Annotated in this window: 11 protein-coding genes and 1 pseudogene; 10 read left to right on the plus strand and 2 right to left on the minus strand. The window is 33.0% G+C overall.

The genetic code is table 11. The features are described 5' to 3' along the window. Positions 1-25: 25 nt before the first annotated feature. The 5 genes and pseudogenes from EV697_RS02015 to EV697_RS02035 all read left to right on the plus strand — a co-directional run. Positions 26-472: pseudogene (locus EV697_RS02015) on the plus strand (5' nucleotidase, NT5C type); the annotation flags it as partial. 60 nt (positions 473-532) lie between these two features. Continuing rightward, the gene (locus EV697_RS02020; RefSeq protein WP_132022014.1) at positions 533-4723 is read left to right on the plus strand and encodes an NACHT domain-containing protein; all 4191 of its coding nucleotides are present in this window, start codon (positions 533-535) and stop codon (positions 4721-4723) included. Positions 4724-4808: 85 nt separating this feature from the next. Then, complete coding sequence (locus EV697_RS02025) at positions 4809-5375, plus strand: cysteine hydrolase family protein (RefSeq protein WP_132022016.1); 567 nt, start codon at positions 4809-4811, stop codon at positions 5373-5375. A 300-nt stretch (positions 5376-5675) separates the two neighbouring features. After that, positions 5676-6593, plus strand: coding sequence for a hypothetical protein (locus EV697_RS09930; RefSeq protein ID WP_165906457.1), 918 nt, complete (start codon positions 5676-5678; stop codon positions 6591-6593). Positions 6594-7072: 479 nt separating this feature from the next. Continuing rightward, positions 7073-14791 (plus strand): YadA-like family protein, encoded by a 7719-nt coding sequence (locus EV697_RS02035; protein WP_132022018.1) that lies wholly within the window; start codon positions 7073-7075, stop codon positions 14789-14791. A gap of 81 nt (positions 14792-14872) precedes the next feature. On the opposite strand, the gene bcp is transcribed toward EV697_RS02035, so the two are convergent. Next, positions 14873-15337: a thioredoxin-dependent thiol peroxidase gene (bcp, locus tag EV697_RS02040; protein ID WP_132022019.1), complete on the minus strand. Its 465-nt coding sequence runs from the start codon at positions 15335-15337 to the stop codon at positions 14873-14875. A 139-nt stretch (positions 15338-15476) separates the two neighbouring features. On the opposite strand from bcp, the gene dapA reads away from it, so the two are divergent. The 3 genes from dapA (at position 15477) to rpsO (ending at position 17932) form a co-directional block, all read left to right on the plus strand. Next, positions 15477-16373, plus strand: coding sequence for a 4-hydroxy-tetrahydrodipicolinate synthase (dapA, locus tag EV697_RS02045; RefSeq protein ID WP_132022021.1), 897 nt, complete (start codon positions 15477-15479; stop codon positions 16371-16373). 95 nt (positions 16374-16468) lie between these two features. Beyond that, the gene (gene bamC, locus EV697_RS02050) at positions 16469-17476 is read left to right on the plus strand and encodes an outer membrane protein assembly factor BamC (protein WP_132022023.1); all 1008 of its coding nucleotides are present in this window, start codon (positions 16469-16471) and stop codon (positions 17474-17476) included. Positions 17477-17662: 186 nt separating this feature from the next. Then, positions 17663-17932 (plus strand): 30S ribosomal protein S15, encoded by a 270-nt coding sequence (rpsO, locus tag EV697_RS02055; RefSeq protein ID WP_132022025.1) that lies wholly within the window; start codon positions 17663-17665, stop codon positions 17930-17932. A gap of 162 nt (positions 17933-18094) precedes the next feature. Here rpsO and apbC read toward each other — a convergent pair whose 3' ends face one another. After that, positions 18095-19219: an iron-sulfur cluster carrier protein ApbC gene (gene apbC / locus EV697_RS02060; RefSeq protein ID WP_132022027.1), complete on the minus strand. Its 1125-nt coding sequence runs from the start codon at positions 19217-19219 to the stop codon at positions 18095-18097. A gap of 202 nt (positions 19220-19421) precedes the next feature. Between apbC and metG the strand changes: the two genes are divergently transcribed. Then, positions 19422-21485, plus strand: coding sequence for a methionine--tRNA ligase (metG, locus tag EV697_RS02065; protein ID WP_132022295.1), 2064 nt, complete (start codon positions 19422-19424; stop codon positions 21483-21485). 1043 nt (positions 21486-22528) lie between these two features. After that, positions 22529-22915 carry a P-loop NTPase family protein gene (locus EV697_RS02075; protein WP_207904081.1) on the plus strand — a complete coding sequence of 129 codons (387 nt, stop codon included), beginning with the start codon at positions 22529-22531 and terminating at the stop codon, positions 22913-22915. Positions 22916-22982 lie beyond the last annotated feature (67 nt).

A 22982-nucleotide genomic window follows, 5' to 3' on the forward strand; every position in this document is an offset into this window, starting at 1 on the left:
TACTTATTTTATAAGATTAGATTTTATGAAAAAGATTCTCTATATTGATATGGATAACGTCATTGTTGACTTTCCATCAGGAATTGCAAAACTTGACGAAAAAATAAGAAGTAAATTTGAGAAGCATTATGATGAAGTTGAAGGTATTTTTTCATTAATGGATCCTATGCCTAATGCAATAGAATCAGTTAAGAAACTTGCTGAATATTACGATATTTACGTACTTTCAACAGCACCATGGAATAATCCATCTGCTTGGATTGATAAAATAAACTGGATTCAAAAATATTTTGGTAAAGATAGGGATTCAGTACTATACAAGCGATTAATTCTTTCTCATCATAAGAATCTCAATCAAGGTGATTTTTTAATTGATGATCGCACTAGGAACGGCGTTGATAAGTTCAAAGGTGAACATATTCATTTTGGGACAGACCAATTCCCTGATTGGCAAAGTGTAATGGACTATTTACTAGATATTTAATTAAAAATATAATCATTTTTGTACTGTAACAAATTCATAGAACTAATTATGGTAGATTGGAAAAATATAAAAAGTTATGAGAGCTCACAAAATACAGCCTTTGAAGAGGTTGTGTGCCAGTTAGCCTATAATGAAAACAAAGAGAATGGTAAATATATTAGGGTTAAAGCTCCAGATGGTGGCGTAGAGTCTTATCTGATTTTAGATAATGGTGATGAAATTGGCTGGCAGGCTAAGTATTTCTTTGATATTCAGGACAGTCAATTTACTCAGATTAAGAAATCATTTGAGACTGCTATCACTAAGCATCCAAAGCTAAAAAAGTATTATGTTTGTTGTCCAATTGATAAGCAAGATCCAAGAATATCAGGAAAGAATTATCTTCAAGATAGATGGAAGGCTTTTGTAGAAAATTGTGAAATAGTTGCGTTAGATAAAGGGATATCTGTAAAGGTTGAGTGGTGGGGAGCTTTTGAACTTAATAATAAACTTCAGAAACCTGAAAATGTGGGTATGGTTCAATATTGGTTTGGTGGCGATAATTTTTCTGATAGTTGGTTTAGCGAGCAAGTCACTACATCTATTAGAAATTTAGGACCAAGGTTTACCCCAGAACTCAATGTAGAAATACATGGAGTCAATCAATATTTTGATGCGGTACTAAAGAATGACCAAGCAAGAACCTATATATTGAAGAAACTTAATTCATTCTATAAAGCATCTCAAGAGGTTAAAGAATCTTACAACAAATATGATTCAGATATAGAAGATAGCTTCAATAACTTATTAAATTGCTTAGAAAATAGTTGGCAACATATATCAATGCAAGGCACCGATAGTATTCAACTTGATAATACTGGGGGGATATCATTTAAAGAGATAGGAGTGCTGTCTAAAAAATTAGTTAGTGAGATAAGTAGACTAGTTGATACGATTCAAAGCAATACCGATAAGAACAAGATTCAACAAGACTTGTATAAACTTAGAGATGCTATTGATGACTTTGAAAGTGATTTACAAGTATTTAGCCTATTTAATAATCCCTGTCTGATTGTTTATGGGGATGCTGGTATTGGAAAGTCTCATCTATTGGGTGATTTCTCGAACAGGTTAATCAAAGAGAAAAAAACTGGCATTTTTATTCTTGGTCAAACATTGACAGCTAGCACAAACCCTTGGACACAAATTCTAAAAGATGAGTTAAGACTTAATTGTAATGAAGATGTGTTTCTAGGTGTTCTAAATACTATAGGTCATGCTCAACGAGAAAGGGTGCCAGTTGTCATTGATGCTTTGAACGAAGGTGCTGGGCGTTTATTTTGGGAAAATACTCTGGCAGGTTTTATTGAAAAGTTTAAAAAGTACCCTTGGGTAGCTCTTGTGTTATCTGTTCGAAGTGAATATAGAGCCGGTATTTTAACTAACATACAGCAAGATATAAAGGATGGAATAGTCAGTGAAGTTCACCATAATGGGTTTCAATCTAACGTCTTTGAAGCAGTTCGTCCATTCTTTAAGCATTATCAGCTAGATTTACCAAAAGAGCCATTACTAACCCAAGAGTTTACCAATCCTTTATTTCTTAAGATTTATTGTGAGTATAGAAAACATACTCAAACTGATGTCTTTGCTATGGTATTGATAGAAGTGTTTGATCATTACTTCTCATCAATCAATGACAAACTAGCAGATGTACTTGGATATCGACCAGCTCTAAAATATGTGCAAAAAATACTAAATAAGTTGGCGGAAGAAATTTTTCATCGTAATAGTGGTGGTAGTCAATCAATATACTATGAAGATGCTATGCAGGTTGTTGCCAACCATACACATATTTCCTTAAACGCAGATAAGTTTTTGCAGAAATTGATAGATGAGAATCTATTAACCTCCTATAAAAATACAAAGGAGCATAGTGAAATATTATATTTCTCTTATGAGCGTTTTTATGACTATTTGACTGCTAAATTTATTTGTGATGACAATACAACAGTGGAGGATTTAAAACTATCTCTTAGTTGTAACCAATTTAGCGTGATGTATAAAAAACGAAGGCTATCACAAGGTACACTAAGTATATTGTCCGTATTTATTCCTATTAACTTTAAAGTTGAGCTATTTGAGTTGTTGGATAAAGACAAGATTTACCAAAATGATTCATTGGGTTCGGCCTTCATTGATGGCTTGTACTGGCGTGATAATCATAATTTTAATTTAGAAAAGTGCAGGGAGTATATAAATATTAGCATAGTGCAAGATTATAATTTGTTTGCTCAATTTATAGATTTGCACTACAAAGTAGTGGGTAAAGAAAACCATCCATTAAATGCTAATCAATTGCATGGTTGGCTGTCCAAATACAATTTAGCGGATAGAGATAGTTTTTGGACAACGCATATTAGTAGTGAGTATCTTGGTAAAGAGTCTGCTATTCACTCAATTATCGATTGGGCGAAAAAACAGGGCTTTTCAGAGGGATTGAACGATACTAATAGATATCTAGTTGGCATTGCACTTAGTTGGCTTTTTACCAGTACACATATCAAATTACGAGACAATGCTACGATAGCGTTGACTCGGCTATTGCAGAATAATATTCATGTTGCTGCTCAACTGTTGAAAACCTTTCAAAATATTGATGATCCCTATGTGTTTGAGCGTATTTTAGCTTCAATCTATGGATCAATATTGTCGTCGCAAAGCCATCAAGGAATTTATGAGGTATGTAAATTTTTACTTCATGACATTTTCGCTAAAGAAGAGGTTTATCCTAATGTTCTAATCAGAGACTTTGCTCGAAACATTATTGAATATGCTAATAGTAATAAACTGGTAGAGTTTAGTGAAAATGAGTTAGTATTAGCTAGACCACCATACAGAAGTGCCTTTCCAAGAAGTTTCCCTAGTAATGATGATATTGATGCTAAATACTCTAAAGATTATAAAGATATAAATACTCCCAAATATCATTTCGCCCAAAATAGAATTTTGCGATCGATGACAACAAAATATGGTAGAGGTATGTGTAATTATGGAGATTTTGGTCGTTATATATTTCAATCAAGGTTTGGAAATTGGGATAATATAGATATTGATAAGCTCAGTAACTATGCTATAGAGATTATTTTTGAAAAGTTTGGCTATGATGTAGAAAAGCATGGAGAATTTGATTTAGGTATATCTTCAAGTCGTGGTGAAAATAGAGTTGAACGAATTGGTAAAAAATACCAATGGCTGGCTATGTATGAAGTAGTAGCCAGAGTTTCTGATAATTTTAAAATGGTAGAACCATCAACACGATGGAATAAGGATAAAAAATATATATGGTATAATGGTTCAATAGAGCCATCCTTCAGAGATATTGATCCTACATTTATTCTTCCTGATTTAAAAAATCTTCGCATGGTAAAGCGACCTAATTATAGTGATTGGCGTGATGATTTTGAGGAATGGGTAATATCAAAGGATAATTTAATTGATTCAAAAGATATTATTGTAAATATCTTTGATAATGAAGAGTGGTTATCTTTAGATAGGTATATCAACTTTAAACCTAATCAGAAACTGGGAAATGATGAGTATTTCAGTTCTTATCAAGAGATGTGGTATTTAGTCAATGCATATTTAGTAAAAAATGAAGACTTTAGAACTGTAGTATCAAATCTAACAAATAAAAACTTTATGGGGCGATGGATGCCTCAACCTGTAGAGCGATATAACGATATTTTTAATTTAGAGTATTATTGGTCCCCTTTACTTAATATTTATGAAAATGATTATTATGGAAGCTCAGGTTGGCAGGATATCTATGAAAGAAATCTTCGTTTAACTGAAGAAAGTTTAGGAAATGTCTATGTCTGCTCAGAAAATCATAATTCAGAAGGTATTAAAAACCGTGAGTTAGCTTATAAAATAAGTGTGCCTGCTAAGTTTTTATTTGATGCTCTAAATTTAAAAAATGATAAATTTTCGGGCTCATGGATTAATCAAAATAATGATTTAGTAATATTTGATGCTTCTCTCTATGGAAATAAAGGCGGTACTAATCTTGTTGTTAAGAAGAATATTTTAGAAGAATTAGAAAAAATAACAGGATGTAAGGTGGTGTGGACAATACTTGCGGAGAAAATTGCAATGTATAATTATAGTCAGTCGACTAAGAAGAGATTACAAGTTTCAGGAGTTTATTATCTAGAGAATGGAAAGTTAATTGGTAATGATTATTTCTTTATAAATTAATGATCAAAAAATAAACTAATAATGAATATGATTATTTTATTTTTTATGGTATTTTAATTATCCAATGAGGAAATAACAAGGTAAAATGCCCCTAAAACAACACAACCCAGCCCTAATCCTTATCGATCTCCAAAAGGCGTTTGATAATGAAGCCTATTGGGGTGGTAATCGAAATAATAAGAATGCGGAAGATAATTGTGTAGCTATTTTAGAAAAATGGCGGGCGTTACAGTTACCGATTTTTCATATTGTGCATAGTTCTCAAAATCCTGAATCTTTATTATATGAATCAAATGTAGGTTTTGAAATTAAAGATCAATTAAAACCATTGGCAAGTGAGCCAGTGATAAAGAAATCTGTAAATAGTGCATTTATTGGGACTGATTTAAAAGCTAGGTTAGATAAGCAGAATATTTCTCATATTGTGATTGTTGGGCTAACTACAAACCATTGCGTTTCTACCACCACTAGAATGGCAGGAAATTATGGATATGAAACTTACCTTATCTCTGATGCAACAGCAACATTTGATCGTATTGGCATAAATGGTGAACATTTTGATGCAGAGCTTATTCATCAAACAACTTTAGCTAATTTGAATAATGAATTTGCTACAGTAATAAAAACAGAAGTGTTGTTGGATATTTTGTAAAACTACATAAGTGTTTAGTAAGACATAATGCCACATCTAAGATTTTCTTAGTGTGGCTTTTTATATATTAAAATATTTGATTAATTCGTTATGGTAGTTTTGTTTTTTAGTAGCAAGAAATGAAAAAATTTGACCGCACTTTTAGAGCGTGAAAAAATGCGAGGTTATCAAGAAGTCAAAGAAAAACTGCAACAACAGTTTAAAGCGATTGAGGCTTTGTAATGTTTAATCATTCATAATCATAAAAGTGCGGTTAAATTTGACCGCACTTTTTGTATAGCTAAGTAAAAGGAGGCATATATGGGAAATATTTCTTTTAGTTATATTTATATTGATAAAGAACCGGTAAATTTATCTTCTGAGTTGAAGTTATCGAATAAAAATATTGTTTTTCTTCATTCTGCACTAAAACAATCAACCGCAATTCATCACAGTGATAATTTTTCTAAAATAAAAGCAACTTTTTTTCATGGCAGTAGATTTGAAAAAACATTGTGTTGCGAACAATGTTTAACTGATATTTGTCAATCTAAGAAAGAATTAAACGACAAATTAACTAAACAGAAAGATGTAGCCTCACAAAATATTATGAGCAAAGTTACTGTCGTAGAGAACGTGGGAGATAAGATAGATAATATAGATGATATTATTTTTAAAAATAGCTCATGGTTTATTCGTGGGTCAGAGAGTTTAAAAAGAGAAAAGTTTTTAGCATGTTCTAATGAATTTCGCTGCATTGATGGAAGAGGAATGGCGCTTTTAACTAAGTATTCAAACAAAAATAAAGAACAGTCATCTCGAGGTATTTTTTTGGTTATGTTAGCTTTAGCATATTACCTTGCGTTACAACAAATTAGCGAGGAATTGTCATTAATGTTAAATGATACAAAAAATATTGAAAAATTAGATAAGCTCTATACAGAAGCAGCTACCTTTAATGCACGCTATTATTTTCATAACCCTATTGCATTTTCTCGTTATTCAACTTTTGAATTTTGGAATGATATAAGAGAGGTATATCAGTTGGAACAAAAAAACAACGAGGTTATTTCTCAACTATCTCAAGTACATCAAATTTTAAGTGATGCTCAACAGAAACTAGAACAGAAGAAAGCTGAAAAACGTAATTATTGTATTACTATTTTGGGTTTATTTTTATCTCTGTTGGGGGTAATTGAGGTTATTGATATTATTCTTGACTGGATTCACCTTAAATAATCTTGTGTTTTGGAAATTACTATTTTTAAATATATATTATTTCATATGTAATAACATATATTTAAAATGATATGGCATAATATAAGGTATGAGTTATATATTAAATAAAGGAAGAAGTTTAATTTTAGGGGCAGATCAAAGTGCGGTTAAATTTGACCGTACTTTTTTACTACTAAGTTAGTTTTTGTTCAATAGTGATTTTATTCGTTTGAAATATATTTCAGATGAAGCTTGATTTTTAGATCATAAAATGAGATTATGGGGGAAAATATAAGTAGTAGCACTATACTAAGTTTTATTTAAGTTATAAGTAATTAATCAAAAATTCATTTCTTTTTTAATTATCCAATCTAGTTTTCTTATCTCCAGTTTTAGTCTGCATTTAATTTTACCATTGAATATTCTATATGTACCATTTGGTTGAACATTCTTATTCAATGTTATTTTCTATAACCTAACACCTAAAAAGGAATCATATAATGAATAAGATTTTTAAAACCTTGTGGAATTGTAATACTCAATCAATCGTTGTCACTTCAGAACTAGCAAAAGGGAAAGTAAAGTCTTCAACTAATTCTATTGAACAATCAAATTTTCTATTAAAAGTAATCCCTTTTGATTTTAAATTAAAATCACTTTTGAGCGCTATGATAGCGCTAGGATTGATGACATATAGTTATAATGTATCTGCTTGGAATTATGCTTATGGAGATGGAGCACAGGCTAACCGTGGTCAGTCTATTGCTATTGGTCAAGCAGCAAAAGCTAATGGAGATCAGTCTGTTGCATTGGGATCAAATACAGATGCCTCGGGTAATGCCTCTATTGCGGTTGGCGGAGATGATACTGAACAAGTAAAAAATAAAAGAATAACTTTACAAAATGGAAAAGCAGATACAATTGATAATATTCTTCATACAGCATCTGGAGTGAGATTAAATGATGGAGGAACATATCAAGCAACAAAATCAGAAGGTCATGGCTCCATTGCTATAGGACCAAAAGCTGTGAGTAAAGGTCATTTAAGTACTGCAATAGGGATTTCATCAAGAGCTGAAGGGATCCTATCATTAGCATTTGGTGCAGGTGCGGTTGCTAGTAAAGATAACTCTATTGCATTAGGTCCAGGCTCTTCAACAAAAACTGATGCCGTATATATTACTGATGCAACTATTAAAGCAATAGATGAAAATGGTAATGAATCTGGAGAAATTACTTATAAGAATTTTGCTGGAGGATCGGCTAATCTAAGTAAAGGAGACCAAGTTTCGGTCGGTTCGGTTGGATTTGAAAGACAAATAAAAAATGTAGCGGCTGGTAAGGTTACAACTGATTCTACCGATGCAATTAATGGATCACAACTAGCATCAGTTGCAAGTAGATTACAAAATCTATTAGATAAAAATCAAACTGATCAAGATCAGGGACTCAACATTACGGCTGACAATTATTTAGATAATTTATCTAATAAGGATAACTTACAACTTGGAGATACTATCACTTTTACAAGTTCAGATAGCTCGGTTATTACAGGCGTAGGTAATGATAAAATAGATTTTAAAGTTAATAAAGAAACTTTATCAGTTAATAATGGTGTGGTTAACAATGTAACAAACACCAATACTTACGCAACAGCAAAGACAGTAGCTGAAACAATTAATAATTCTGGATTTAAAGTAACAGGAAATGGTGTTAATACGACGGATATTATTAACCCAGGTAATACGATTGATTTTATTAATGGTAACGTAATAAACGCAACGGTAACAAATACTGCAGATAAGTCCACTATTAAATATGATATTCAGGTAGATAATACTACTATTGCTATAGAAGGCGGTAGATTGGTGTCTAAAGTTGCTGACACGAATACACAAAATACAGTCAAAGCTGGTAGTAATATTAATATCTTGAATAAAAATAATTTGGTTGGTGGAACTGAATATACGATTAATGCTGAAGATACTGTTGTAAGTGCAGGAGACGGAATAACTGTTACGTCAAATTTAGATCAAAATAATGTTGATACTTATACCGTTCAATTAAACGATAATACAAAAACAAAATTGGACAAAGCAGATAGTGCTTTGCAGAATATTATAACAAAAATAGATGGAACTATAGTTAAAACACTAGGAATAAAAGCGACAGATGGAAATGTTGCAAATTTTGTAACAGGAAAAAATATTGTTTTATCAAATCAAGATGATTCAATTAAAGTAGCTACAGCGGAGCAAGTAGAATTTACTAAGACAACAATTGGAAGGGTTATCATAGATGCGGCTACAAATAAAATTACAGGATTAGAAGCTGGAACAGCGGATACAGATGCTGTAAATCTTGCGCAGTTGACGAATCAATTATCGGGTTCTTCATGGAAAATAGCTGGCACAGATAAAAGTGCGGTTGGAAATGGCGTAAATCCTAATGAGCAAGTGAACTTTATTAATGGAGTAGGAACAACGAGTCAAGTTGTAGCTGATGGTGACAACTATAATGTTAGTTTCGATGTGGTGAAATCGACCTTATCAAGTCAAGGTGGCATGGTATCGGCAGATACTACGGGTGATGCTTTTGCAACGGCAGAAAATGTAGCGAAGATTATCAATGATTCAGGATTTAAATTAACGACAAGTGCGAGTACTGGAGTGGTAGAGGATTCAAGTGAAGAGTTGGTAAATCCGGGCGAGACGATAACGATAGATGCAGGTAGTAATGTGAAGGTTACTCAAGCTGGCGGAAAGATAACAGTTGAGTCTGAAGATACGACGGTAAGTGCTGGTGAAGGTTTAGAAATAGAAGAGAATTTAACTGCAGGCGCTGGCGTAGATAATTATAAAGTGAAGTTTAGTGCTGAGACGAAGAAAGCTTTATCGGATGCAAAAGCAGGCTTTAATATTGCGGCAGATAATGGCACAACAGATACAGTCCAATTAACAGATACGATTAAGTACACGAGTACAGATAATAATATTAAAACTACTGTAACAGACAATCAAATTGATTTTGAGTTACAAAATACAGTGGTTATAGGTAAAGATAAATCAGTAACGCTTAATGGAAATGAAGGAACAATTACTGGTTTAAGTAATACAACTTTTGACCCAAATACGATCTATACCGGAGGTCAAGCAGCAACACAGGAGCAATTGTCTTCAGTGTCTAATAGCCCATTAACAATTACTGGTAATACACTAAGTGATACAAGTGGAAATGGAACGGAACAAAAACTTGGCTCTACTTTAGAGATTTCTGGTGGTGCAACTGCAGCTTCAAGTAATGGTAACGTTAAGACAGTAATTACGGATAATAAAGTAGATATTCAGTTACTTGATGCCCCAACTTTTGCAGGAAAAGTAAGTGCAAAAGGACTTGATGCAGGTGATCAAAAAGTTACAGGTGTTGCTGTTGGTGAGGTGGCTGCAGGAAGTACTGATGCCGTAAATGGTAATCAACTAAATGATGTTTTAGAAGAAGCTAAAAGGAAAACTAAATTAGTTGATGGCACGGGAACGACAGTGGCTGGTATGGGAACAGAAGCTGATCCATATAAAGTTAATATAGAAACTAGTGACTTGACTAAAAATGATGTTGGAACAGTAACAGTAGATACTACTAAGCCAAATAGCATTGCTACAGCGGGAAGTGTTGCAGAGGCCATTAACAATTCGGGGTTTAATGTCAATTCAGGGAACTCTGGAACAGGAGAAGTTGAAGGTAATACTAAAAAACTAGTTAAAACTGGAGAACAAGTAACTTTTAATTCTGGTAATAACTTAAAACTGGTACAAAATGATAAAGATTTTACTTATTCATTAAAAGATAAAATTGAGTTAGAGGAAGTTAAAATCATTAACGGTCCAACAATTGATACAACTGGAATTGATGTAGCTAATAAGAAAATTACTAATGTTGTGGCAGGAACAGTCGGTGCAGGTAGTAAAGACGCTGTAAATGGAGACCAATTGTTTAAAGTTGCAAGTAATCCATTAACCTTCACGGGTGATGAAGGAGCAAGCACTCAGAAATTAGGTTCGACTTTTGAAATTGTTGCCGGTAATGCAACAGGGACTTCAACTAAGAACTTAAAAACAACAGTTGAAGCTGGAAAAGTAATTATTTCGATGGCAGAAACACCAATTTTTAGTGGTTTAGAGGCCGGCGGTAAAATTACAGGTGTTGAAGCAGGGACTGAAGCCACAGATGCAGTAAATCTTTCTCAGTTAGAATCATTAACCGTAGCAGCAACCAGTAAAGTTGAAAGTGCGGATAAAGAAAAGGTTCAGATAGATAAGATTGATAATGATGATGGTAGTAAAACTTATAAAGTTAATATTATTACAGCAGATTTAACGCCGAATGCAGATGGCACAGTTACTCCAGAGAATTCAAATAGTTTATCAACATCAGGAGATATAGCTGAAGCAATTAACAATTCAGGATTCAAACTAACTACTTCAAAATCAGATGGTACAGTTGCAGGGACGACAGAGGAGAAAATCCAAAATGGTGAAATTATCACGATAGATGCAGGTAAAAATATTAACGTTACTCAAAAAGGAAATGAGATTTCTCTAGCGACTAATACAGTAGTTGAGTTTGATAAAGCTACTGTTGGAAGTGTAGTTATTGATAGCGGTACAAATACAATTTCAGGCTTAAGTAATACAACATTTGATCCAACTGTTACTTACACCGGTGGAAAATCTGCGACTCAAGAACAGTTATCACAAGTTGCGAATAGCCCATTAACTTTTACAGGTGATGAAGGAGCAACTACTCAAAAATTAGATTCAACTTTTGAAATTGTTGCAGGTAATGCAACAGGAACTTCAACTAAGAACTTAAAAACAACAGTTGAAGCTGGAAAAGTAATTATTTCGATGGCAGAAACACCAATTTTTAATGGTTTAGAGGCTGGCGGTAAAATTACAGGTGTTGAAGCAGGGACTGAAGCCACAGATGCAGTAAATCTTTCTCAGTTAGAATCATTAACCGTAGCAGCAACCAGTAAAGTTGAAAGTGCGGATAAAGAAAAGGTTCAGATAGACAAGATTGATAATGATGATGGCAGTAAAACTTATCAAGTGAATGTGTTAACAAGTAAAGTTGCGATTAAAGATGATGGAAAAGTAGAGGCCGCAACACCAACTAGCTTAACGACAGCAGGAGATGTTGCAAGTGCCATAAATAATTCATCATTTAAAGTGACAACTACAACGGGTACAGGAACAAAAGATCAGAAAATCAAAGCAGGTGAAACAGTTAAATTTGAAAAAGGTGCTAATATTGAATTGGCACAAGTAGATAATGCATTTACTTATTCATTATCAAAGGATTTAACAGGGGTTAACGCTATAACTGGCGATAGTGGTAATAAGATAGAACTAAATAATGCAGATGGTGTAAAATTATCAAATAATGCTAAGCCAGTAAAATTAACAGGTATTGCTGCTGGAAATGTTGCGAAAGGAAGTACGGATGCAGTAAATGGCGATCAGCTAGTAAAAGCACAAGTAGCTGCAACGACAAAAGTTGACAGCTTAGATGAAGAAAAAATTAGTGTGACAGCAATTGATAATGCTGATGGCAGTAAAACTTATAAGTTAAATGTTAAAACTTCAGATATAACCTCTAATGAGGCTGGTGAAGCTATTGTAGCTAATCCAAATAGTTTAGCCACAGCAGGTGCTCTTGCGGAAGTAATAAATAATGTGAGCTGGACAACAGAAGCTGGAATAGGTGTTGATGGTGGTGAAGTTAGTGGCAAAACAACAGAGAAAGTAAAAGTAGGTGAAAAAGTTATCTTTGATGCAGGTAAGAATTTAAAATTGATTCAAGATGGGCAAAAGTATACATATTCATTGAAAAATAAAGTTGAAGTCGCTGAAGTTAAAATTACTAACGGTCCGATAATTAATGCAACAGGTATTGATGCCGCAGATAAAAAGGTCAAGAATGTAGTAGCAGGGACTGAAGCCACAGATGCAGTAAATCTTTCTCAGCTAGAATCATTAACCGTAGCAGCAACCAGTAAAGTTGAAAGTGCGGATAAAGAAAAGGTTCAGATAGACAAGATTGATAATGATGATGGCAGTAAAACTTATCAAGTGAATGTGTTAACAAGTAAAGTTGCGATTAAAGATGATGGAAAAGTAGAGGCCGCAACACCAACTAGCTTAACGACAGCAGGAGATGTTGCAAGTGCCATAAATAATTCATCATTTAAAGTGACAACTACAACGGGTACAGGAACAAAAGATCAGAAAATCAAAACAGGTGAAACAGTTAAATTTGAAAAAGGTGCTAATATTGAATTAGCACAAGTAGATAATGCATTTACTTATTCATTATCAAAGGATTTAACAGGGGTTAACGCTATAACTGGCGATAGTGGTAATAAGATAGAACTGAATAATGCAGATGGTGTAAAATTATCAAATAATGCTAAACCAGTAAAATTAACAGGTATTGCGACTGGAAACATCGTGAAAGGAAGTACGGATGCAGTAAATGGAAGTCAGCTATTTGATGTTTCAGAGGAAGCTAAGAAGAAAACTAAATTAGCTGATGGTACAGGAACGAAAGTAGCAGGTACAGGAACAGCGATAGACCCATATAAAGTTAATATTGAAATAAGTGAATTAACAGAGACTATAGATGGAATGGTCACAGCAGACACATCAAGACCTGATAGTATTGCTACGGCAGCAAGTGTTGTCGCTGCCATTAATAATTCAGGGTTTAATGTAAACTCAGGGAAATCAGGAACAGGTGAAGTAGAAGGCAATTCTAAAACACTAGTAAAAACTAGTGAAGCAGTGACTTTTAATGCAGGTGATAACTTAAAATTAGTACAAAATGGTAAAGATTTTACTTACTCACTGAAAAATAAAGTTGAATTAAACGAAGTTAAGATTACAGATGGTCCTATTATCAATGGAACAGGGATTGATGTTGCAGATAAGAAAATTACAGGTATTGGCGATGGTGATATATCACCAACTAGTAAAGATGCTGTAAATGGAGCTCAATTATATGCAATAACTGGTGGTAATAAAAGTGAAACAAAAGATAATTTTGTTGATCCTAATACTAATAATCAGTATAACGATGTAGTTGTCGATAATGATGGTAATCCTTTATTAAAGACGTATAACGTTCGTAACCAACAAGAATATATTGAAAATTCTGTTTATTCTGCTATTCATCGTATGAATGAAGAAGGAATCAAATTCTTCCATGTTAATGACGGCAAAAATGCAGATACATCTGTTGATCAAACGTCTAACTCTATTGATGCTAGTGCTAAAGGTAGTTATTCTGCGGCGATTGGTTATAAAGCTAAAGCAACTGGAGAGAATTCGGTTGCGTTAGGTAATAGAGTTGAGTCTGCAGAGTCTTCAGTTGCCATTGGTGATTCATCTCAAGCAACAGGCATACAATCTGTTGCTATTGGTACTAGAAATGTCGTTTCAGGTAATCATTCTGGAGCTATTGGTGATCCTAATATCGTTACTGGGAATAGTAGTTATGCCTTAGGTAATAATAATCATATAACAACTAGTAATACTTTTGCTTTAGGTAATGATGTTACAAATACTGTTGGCAATTCTGTCTTCTTAGGTAATAACGTAGGTTTTGTAAAAGCAAAAACAAATTCTGATGGAACTCTTGATGAGAGGAATTCATCAACAGCAGGAATGGCTATTCTTAGTCAACAAATAGTTGAAGGAGGATTAGTTAATAAGTATGCTGGTGGTCAGGAGATTGTTGGTGTTGTTAGTGTTGGTAATGTGGATAAAGACACTGGTAAAATGCAAACTCGTCGTATTCAAAATATTGCGCCAGCACTTATCTCTAAGGGTAGTACTGATGCTGTAAATGGCTCTCAGTTATATTCTATAGCAAAAGGTCTCCAAACAGGAATTGATAACTTGTCTAATAGGGTAGGTAAATTAGATCAACGAGTAAGAGGTATTGGCGCAAGTTCCGCCGCCGCCGCATCCTTACCGCAAGTTTATATTCCTGGAAAATCTATGGTTGCAGCAGCTGTTGGTGGTTATGAAAGTGCATCAGCTATTTCTGTGGGATATTCTAGAGCTAGCGATAACGGTAAAGTTATCCTTAAATTACAAGGATCTGTTAATAGTGAAGGGCATGCTTCTGGTGGTGTAGGTGTCGGTTATCAGTGGTAAAATGTAGTATTGCCGTCTAGATAATTACTTAATAAGACTATGTTCGATATTTCATCGGACATAGTCTTTTTTATAAATAAATTATTGATTAAGGTAATCTAATACGACTTGATGATGATCTTTAGTTTTGAATTTCTCAAAAATATATTCAATTTTTCCTGTTTCATCAATTAAAAAACTAATTCGGTGAATGCCATTATAGGTTTTACCCATAAATTTCTTTTCTCCCCAGACTCCAAACTGTTCGGCAACATTATGATCTTCATCAGATAATAATATAAAATTTAAATTCTTTTTTTGCATAAAATTGGTTAATTTTGAGGGTGAATCAGGGCTAATTCCCAAAATAATTATATTTAAATTGTCAAATTTAGTTTTATTATCTCTTAACTGACAAGCTTGTGTTGTACAGCCCGGTGTTAGTGCTTTTGGATAAAAATAAACTAATACTTTCTTCCCTTGAAAATCTTGTAAAGATATTTGTTCATTATGTTGGTTTAGTAAGCTAAAGTACGGTGCTAAATCACCTATTTTTAATTTATTCATTGAAAATTTCCTTAAAAATTGTGTTCTATTCTAAAAAATGAAAAAAACTACTTGCAAAGTATGGTTATTTTAACGATCCTAAAGGGAGCAATTCAAGCAAACACAAGATAAAATTAAAATAATATAATAAGGAGATGTTATGTCTAGAAGTAATCCTTTGTTTTACGGTAGTATTACCGCAATTATTACCCCAATGGATAACCATGGTGAGGTTGATTTTAATACCTTAAAAGAACTCGTGGAATATCATGTTGCCTCTGGTACTAATGCTATTGTTTCAGTGGGAACTACGGGTGAATCAGCGACATTAAGTATTGATGAAAATATTAAAACAATTTTAAAAACGGTTGAATTTGCAGATGGAAGAATTCCTGTTATTGCTGGCGCAGGAGCAAATGCCACAAGTGAAGCCATTACTATGACAAAATTGTTGAATGATAGTGGTGTAGCTGGATGTTTGTCTGTAGTGCCCTATTATAATAAACCAACTCAAGAAGGGATGTATCAACATTTTAAAGCTATTGCCGAATGTACTGATTTACCTCAAATTTTATATAATGTACCAGGACGTACTGGCAGTGATATGAAACCGGAAACGGTGGCCCGTTTAGCTAAAATTAGTAATATTGTTGGTATCAAAGAAGCAACAGGTGATGTAAGCCGTGTTCAACAAATTAAATCATTAGCAGGAGAAGACTTTATTTTTCTAAGTGGTGATGATGCAACAGGATTAGAAAGTATCAAATTAGGTGGGCAGGGAGTAATTTCTGTTACTAATAATATTGCTGCTGCTGATATGGCAAAAATGTGTGAATTAGCATTAGCGGGTAAATTTGATGAGGCCGAGGTAATTAATCAAAAATTAATAGGGCTACATAAAAGTTTATTTGTTGAGTCTAATCCTATTCCAGTTAAATGGGCCGCCTATAAATTAGGATTAATCCCTGAACCGGTATTAAGATTACCATTAACTACCTTATCTTTAAATCTTCAACCTAAAGTTATTGATGCATTGAAAATGGCAGGATTACTATAAATTTAGGTGTAAAGTTTAGGAATAACCTTTCCTAAACTTTTGTTGTGTTCTGTTGTCTTAAGACTAGAGCCTATATTTATTTTAAGGATTTACAGATGAAAAAAAGTTTATTAACCATTGCTATTGCTACTTTATTAGTTGCATGTTCCGCTGATAATGAAAGTAAACTGTTATCAAATGACAGTTTTCAAAACAAGGTAAGTCAGCTACCAACTTTTCAACCAATAGCAACAGGGGGAATAAATTTACTACCTAAAGATCCGAATTATCAATTACCAAAGACAAAGGTGAAGTCAGTAGAGGCAATGGATATTCGTCCTCCTATTATGCCATTATCAGTTATTAAAAATTCAGTAGCACAATTCGATGGAGAAAGAGCTTTTATTGCTTACCCAATAAAACAAAAGGATGTTTACAGTATTTTGCAGATTGAACGCTTATTGAAAGATCATAATGTTGCTTATGAAGTTCGAGGGCAAAAAATACTTACTGATTGGACGTCTACTCGCCGTTTAGATGAGATTGGTGATACACAAGCTCGTTATCAAATTGAGCAAGTGATTAATGGCTCATCGAGTACATTAATGCTATTAGTATTAGAAATGAAACGTGATGATGTTATTTTTACTCCAAAAGTAGCGGATAAACGCCGTTATGCTTCCGATCAGTTAAATTTATTAGTTGGTGAGCTAAATCAGGCATATCAGAAACAAAAAACAATGTTGTTAAATGCAAACATGTTAATGCCAGTTAATTCTGAATTAATTACCGATTTAAATGGTAAGGTTGCATTAATGTTAGGGGCATCTTTTGAGAAATCTTGGGTTAAGTTAGGCGATGTTTTACCTAAACTGGGTTTTGAGATAAAAGAGCAAACTGTGGAGAGAGGGAATAGAGAATTAAAATATCGTGCATTGACCAATGAAGATTGGTTTCGAATTTCTATTGAAAAATCAGATTTAGAAAATGGTAAATATTTTATGCAATTAAGTACCGTTGATAAAAGAAGTAGTGTAGTGATTACTGATGAAGATGGTAAAGCATTATCAGGAAAGCAAGCACAGGTTATCTATCAAGCGTTACATAATCTCTTAGCACGATAATTGCTAGATAAAATTTATTTTATACCGTGCTTGTTACTCTATAAAGTGCGGTAATTTTTTAGGCTTTTTCGATATTTAATTTGCTTTTTATGTCATCAATCGTTAAAATTCACACTCCATTGTCGTAGCTGGATTAGAGATCGGCTAACGATGTATTTAAACAAACCCTGATAAGAGGATTTAATTATGTCTCTAAGTTTAGAAAAAAAAGCTGAAATCATTGCTGAATTCGGTCGTGATGCAAAAGATACTGGTTCTTCAGAAGTTCAAATTGCATTATTAACTGCACAAATCAACCACTTACAATCACACTTTGCTGTGCATAAAAAAGACCATCATGGTCGTCGTGGTTTATTACGTATGGTTTCTCGTCGTCGTAAACTTTTAGATTACTTAAAACGTACTAACCTTGAGTTATATTCAACAACTATCGCTCGTTTAGGTTTACGTCGCTAATCTTTATTAACGATTTTAGAAAGGCATTTGTCATTAGATAAATGCCTTTTTTGTTACGCTTAAAACATAACTTAAAGAATAAAAATGCGGTAAAATTTTTAAGTATTTTAAAACTTAAAAGAAATTGACCGCACTTTTACAATGAAATATTAAATATAACTATTACTTCACTTCCTTAAACATAATTTCACCTGGGATCACTTCGCCTTGCCAATACAGCTCACTTGCCACTTTTTCTGCTAACTGTAAGAATGATTGTCCAATTTCACTTTCAGGTTTAGAAATCACCGTTGGAATACCTTTATCCATATCTTCTCGTAATTGGATATGTAATGGTTGTTTAGCAAGTATTTTTATATTATATTTTTCTGCCATTTTTTCCGCACCGCCTGTACCAAAAATAGGTTCGTGATGACCACATTGGCTGCAAATATGTACTGACATATTTTCCACAATACCAAGCACAGGAACGGAGACACGTTGGAACATTGCTACGCCTTTTATTGCATCAATCAAGGCAATATCTTGTGGCGTGGTTACTACAATTGCCCCTGTTACTGGAATTTGTTGCGATAAAGTAAGTTGAATATCTCCCGTTCCCGGTGGCATATCAATCACAAGATAATCTAACTCTTGATTTTCTGTTGCCCAAAGGGTTTCTTGTAATAATTGATTTAAGGCACTGCTTGCCATTGGTCCACGCCAAATGGTTGCATTGTCTTCTTCCATTAGAAAACCAATGGAATTAGCCAGTAATCCTTGTGCTTTAATTGGATTGATATGTTTGTTATCTGGTGAAGTTGGTCTTTCTTTAGCGACTCCAAGCATATGCGGTATAGAAGGTCCATAAATATCGGCATCTAAAATACCGACTTTTGCACCTTGTGCTTGTAATGCAAGTGCTAAATTGACTGAAATTGTTGATTTACCGACACCACCTTTACCAGAGGTTACCGCAATAATATTTTTGACACCTTTTACCGCTGGGTGATTATTCGCTCGTTTTAGGGTAGCTATTTGATAATTAAGTTGCCATTTTATGTTATTGGTATGCGTTATTTTTTGTAATGGTTCGGTAAGTTCTGATTTTAATTGTTGAAATGCGGCATTCCAAGCGAATGGCATAGCTAATTCAATACGTAATATATCGCCAGCTTGTTCTACTTTTTTTATTGCTTTTAGCTCAATAAGATTTTTTTGTAATGTTGAATGTTGAAATTGTTCGAAAAGTTGCTGTATTTGTTGTTTTTGATCATCTGAAATTATTTCTGAAAAGAAAATTGCCATAGTCATATTCCTAATGATGTGAGTAGTTGATTAAATTCGTCAGATATATTAAAACACGCAAATATGTATCTGTTAAGTTAAAATTAAGAAATATCTGGTTAAACTAGAAAAAATACTGTTTATAAGGTAGAATTTACCACAATTTTTTTCTTGGTTTTAGCTAAGAAATACCGTTATTTAAAGAATAAAAAGGCAGATAATGATGACAAATTCAGCTCGCAAAATTTTAGTAACCTGTGCGTTACCTTATGCAAATGGCCCAATTCATTTAGGGCATATGTTAGAGCATATTCAAGCAGATATTTGGGTACGTTTTCAACGTATGCGTGGCAATGAGATTTATTTTGTTTGTGCTGATGATGCTCACGGCACGCCAATTATGCTTAAAGCGGATCAGCTAGGAATTACGCCAGAGCAATTAATTGCCGATGTGCAACAAAAGCATATGGCAGATTTTTCAGGATTTAACATTAGTTTTGATAATTATCATTCCACTCATAGCGATGAAAATCGTCAATTAGCCGAAGTGATTTATACGAAATTAAAAGAAAATGGTTTTATTAAAACTCGTACTATTTCACAACTTTTTGATCCCGAAAAACAAATGTTTTTACCTGATCGCTTTGTAAAAGGGACTTGCCCAAATTGTAAAGCGGAAGATCAATATGGCGATAATTGTGAAGTTTGTTCCTCTACTTATAGTCCAACAGAACTAATTAATCCACGTTCTAGTGTATCAGGTGCGACACCAGTATTAAAAGAAAGTGAACATTTTTTCTTTGATTTACCGAGTTTTGAAACGATGTTAAAAGACTGGATTCGTTCAGGTAGTTTACAACAAGAAGTCGCAAATAAAATGCAAGAATGGTTTGAGTCTGGCTTGCAACAATGGGATATTTCTCGTGATGCACCATATTTTGGTTTTAAAATTCCGAATACTGAAAATAAATATTTCTATGTATGGTTAGATGCCCCAATTGGTTATATGGCGTCTTTCAAGAATTTATGTAGTAAAAAACAACATATTGATTTTGATAGTTTCTGGAAAAAAGACAGCGAAACAGAGCTTTATCATTTTATTGGTAAAGATATTATGTATTTCCATAGTTTATTTTGGCCTGCAATGCTAGAAGGGGCAGGATTGCGTAAACCAAATAATATTTTTGTACACGGTTATGTTACGGTTAATGGCGAGAAAATGTCAAAATCTCGTGGTACTTTTATTCAAGCAACCACTTACTTAAAACATTTAGATCCTGAATGTTTACGCTATTACTATGCCGCAAAACTAAGTCATCGTATTGATGATCTTGACTTAAACTTGGAAGATTTTGTACAGCGAGTCAATACGGATCTTGTAAATAAATTAGTTAATTTAGCCTCTCGTAATGCTGGTTTTATTAAAAAACGTTTTGATGGCGTGTTAGCGGATAAATTAGATGATCAAGCCTTGTTTGATGAATTCACAAGTCGCTCAGAAGAAATTGCCACTTATTATGAAAATCGAGAGTTTGGTAAAGCGATTCGTGAGATTATGGCATTAACGGATAAAGCCAATAAATATGTCGATGATAAAGCCCCTTGGGTGATCGCTAAAGAAGAGGGGCGAGATGAAGAACTACATCAAGTTTGCTCAATGGGTATTCAATTATTCCGCATATTAATGGGCTATTTAAAACCAGTTTTACCAAAATTAGCGGAACGTTCAGAAGCCTTTTTACAAACTGAAATGACTTGGGGCAATTTAGCTACACCATTATTAGCACATCAAATTGCACCGTTTAAGGCATTATTCTCTCGTTTAGAAATGAAACAAATTGAAGCTATGTTAGAAACCTCAAAAGCAGAAAATGCAGAAGTAAATGCAACGAATACACAAATTAAAAGTGCGGTCAAAAATACGGAAGTTTCTGAAACTGAAATAGAACCTTTTGAAGATACGATCACTATTGATGAATTTGCGAAGCTCGATCTACGTGTTGCAAAAGTATTGAAATGTGAGGCTGTGCCAGAAAGTAACAAACTCTTGAAATTTACCTTAGATTTAGGTGTGGAAACTCGTCAAGTATTCTCAGGCATTAAAGCTGCGTACAATAACCCTGAAGAATTAGAAGGGCGTTTTGTTGTAATGGTAGCAAATCTAGCACCAAGAAAAATGCGATTTGGGGTATCAGAAGGAATGATCTTATCCGCAGGCACAGGCGGTAGTGATTTATTCTTACTCGATGTGGATCAAGGTGCAAAAGCTGGTAGTCGAGTGAAATAATTCAATATGTTATAAATAGATTTAGCCCTATGAATATAGGGCTATTTTAATTGATAAATTTATGAATGACCTATTTAATTGGTTTTTCTCTATAAGCCTTATGCATTGCAATAATCACTTCTCTAACCACTTTTTTTTGCTCTGGTGGTAAATTTAAAAAAGTATTAAATAAAACTTGATCTTGATAAGTTCCTGTTATTTTCCAATTTTGTGAAGTGGGTTCTTTTTGTATTTCAGCTTTATTAATTTTATAAGCCCTATCCTCTGAAACAAGATCACTTACTTCAACATTTAACCAATTTGCTAGCGTTCTAATTCTCGTTCTAATACTGATGCCTTAGGCTCAATCCCTTTTTTCTCCAAAATTGCTTTTAGTTTTTTATAGAATTATTTTCTTTGATTTATAACCAAAATTCTTACTAGAGTTAAGCTAATAATGATATTTTAAATTTGAAATAACATCAAAAATAGTCGTTCATCACAATAAAGAAAGTTTTCTAATCATGAAGAAATTAAAGTAAAACTGGTTTTATTTAAAAATGAAGCTTTATGAATGATTCATTCTTTATTTATTTATTTATTTATTTATTTATTTATTTATTGAGGTGGTTTGTTAAATTCCTAATATAATAATAGAATAACAAATAATCTTATAGATATAAAGGTCTTAGATTTTCTATTAAAGTTAAAAATTAATAAAATAAGTCGTTAGTATATTGTCTAGAGTATTTATTATAAGAAAAAATTTTGTAAGTACTGCAAGAAAATAAAGTACAAATTAATTTGAATAACGAAATTAAATTATTTGAAAGACAATTAAATTTTTCCTATTTGGGATAATGAAAAAAGAGTATGGTATTTTTTTGAGATAGGTTATATTTAGTTATAAAAAATCTTCTCCCTAATTGGTTGAAGTTTTCTTTCGGAGTTATAATGAAGAAGTTAACAAGTTTAAAATAGATATTATTAAACAATTACGAATACCATTCTTCATATATTCAGCGAAAATGTTACAAAATTATCAACAAGGTTTTGGGATTTTTTTGACATATAAAGAGGCGACAGAAACAACTGAAGAGAAGGCTGTTATTAAATTTAAATCAGATCCTAGTAATGATCATGATGCTATTCATCAATTAAGTACAGGACAATTAGCTGTTGTTTCTCTTGCATTTACCCTTTCTTTAAATACGATGTTCAAATTATCTGATCATTTAAATTTCTTAATGATTGATGATCCAATTCAGGATATGGATGCAATGAATGTACTATCATTTATCGAAATATTACGACATGGTATCATAAAAAAATACCAAATTATTTTATCAACTTATAGTGATTCTAACGCTTTATTTATGGGATATAAATTTGTTAATTCAAATTCAAAAATTGATATTGATTATAAGAATGTGCGTGAATTAGGTGTATAGAATTTTAAGGTACTAAAACCCAATATGATTTCAGGATATGATTTCTCATATGTATAAGTATTGTTGA

The organism is Bisgaardia hudsonensis, assembly GCF_004345785.1.
GTDB lineage: Bacteria > Pseudomonadota > Gammaproteobacteria > Enterobacterales > Pasteurellaceae > Bisgaardia > Bisgaardia hudsonensis.

Bases quoted from the DNA above. Each gene is read 5' to 3' on its own strand.
- EV697_RS02020 (WP_132022014.1), top strand. From the start codon at position 533: ATGGTAGATTGGAAAAATATAAAAAGTTATGAGAGCTCACAAAATACA.
- EV697_RS02025 (WP_132022016.1), top strand. From the start codon at position 4,809: ATGCCCCTAAAACAACACAACCCAGCCCTAATCCTTATCGATCTCCAA.
- EV697_RS09930 (WP_165906457.1), top strand. From the start codon at position 5,676: ATGGGAAATATTTCTTTTAGTTATATTTATATTGATAAAGAACCGGTA.
- EV697_RS02035 (WP_132022018.1), top strand. From the start codon at position 7,073: ATGAATAAGATTTTTAAAACCTTGTGGAATTGTAATACTCAATCAATC.
- bcp (WP_132022019.1), bottom strand. From the start codon at position 15,337: ATGAATAAATTAAAAATAGGTGATTTAGCACCGTACTTTAGCTTACTA.
- dapA (WP_132022021.1), top strand. From the start codon at position 15,477: ATGTCTAGAAGTAATCCTTTGTTTTACGGTAGTATTACCGCAATTATT.
- bamC (WP_132022023.1), top strand. From the start codon at position 16,469: ATGAAAAAAAGTTTATTAACCATTGCTATTGCTACTTTATTAGTTGCA.
- rpsO (WP_132022025.1), top strand. From the start codon at position 17,663: ATGTCTCTAAGTTTAGAAAAAAAAGCTGAAATCATTGCTGAATTCGGT.
- apbC (WP_132022027.1), bottom strand. From the start codon at position 19,219: ATGGCAATTTTCTTTTCAGAAATAATTTCAGATGATCAAAAACAACAA.
- metG (WP_132022295.1), top strand. From the start codon at position 19,422: ATGACAAATTCAGCTCGCAAAATTTTAGTAACCTGTGCGTTACCTTAT.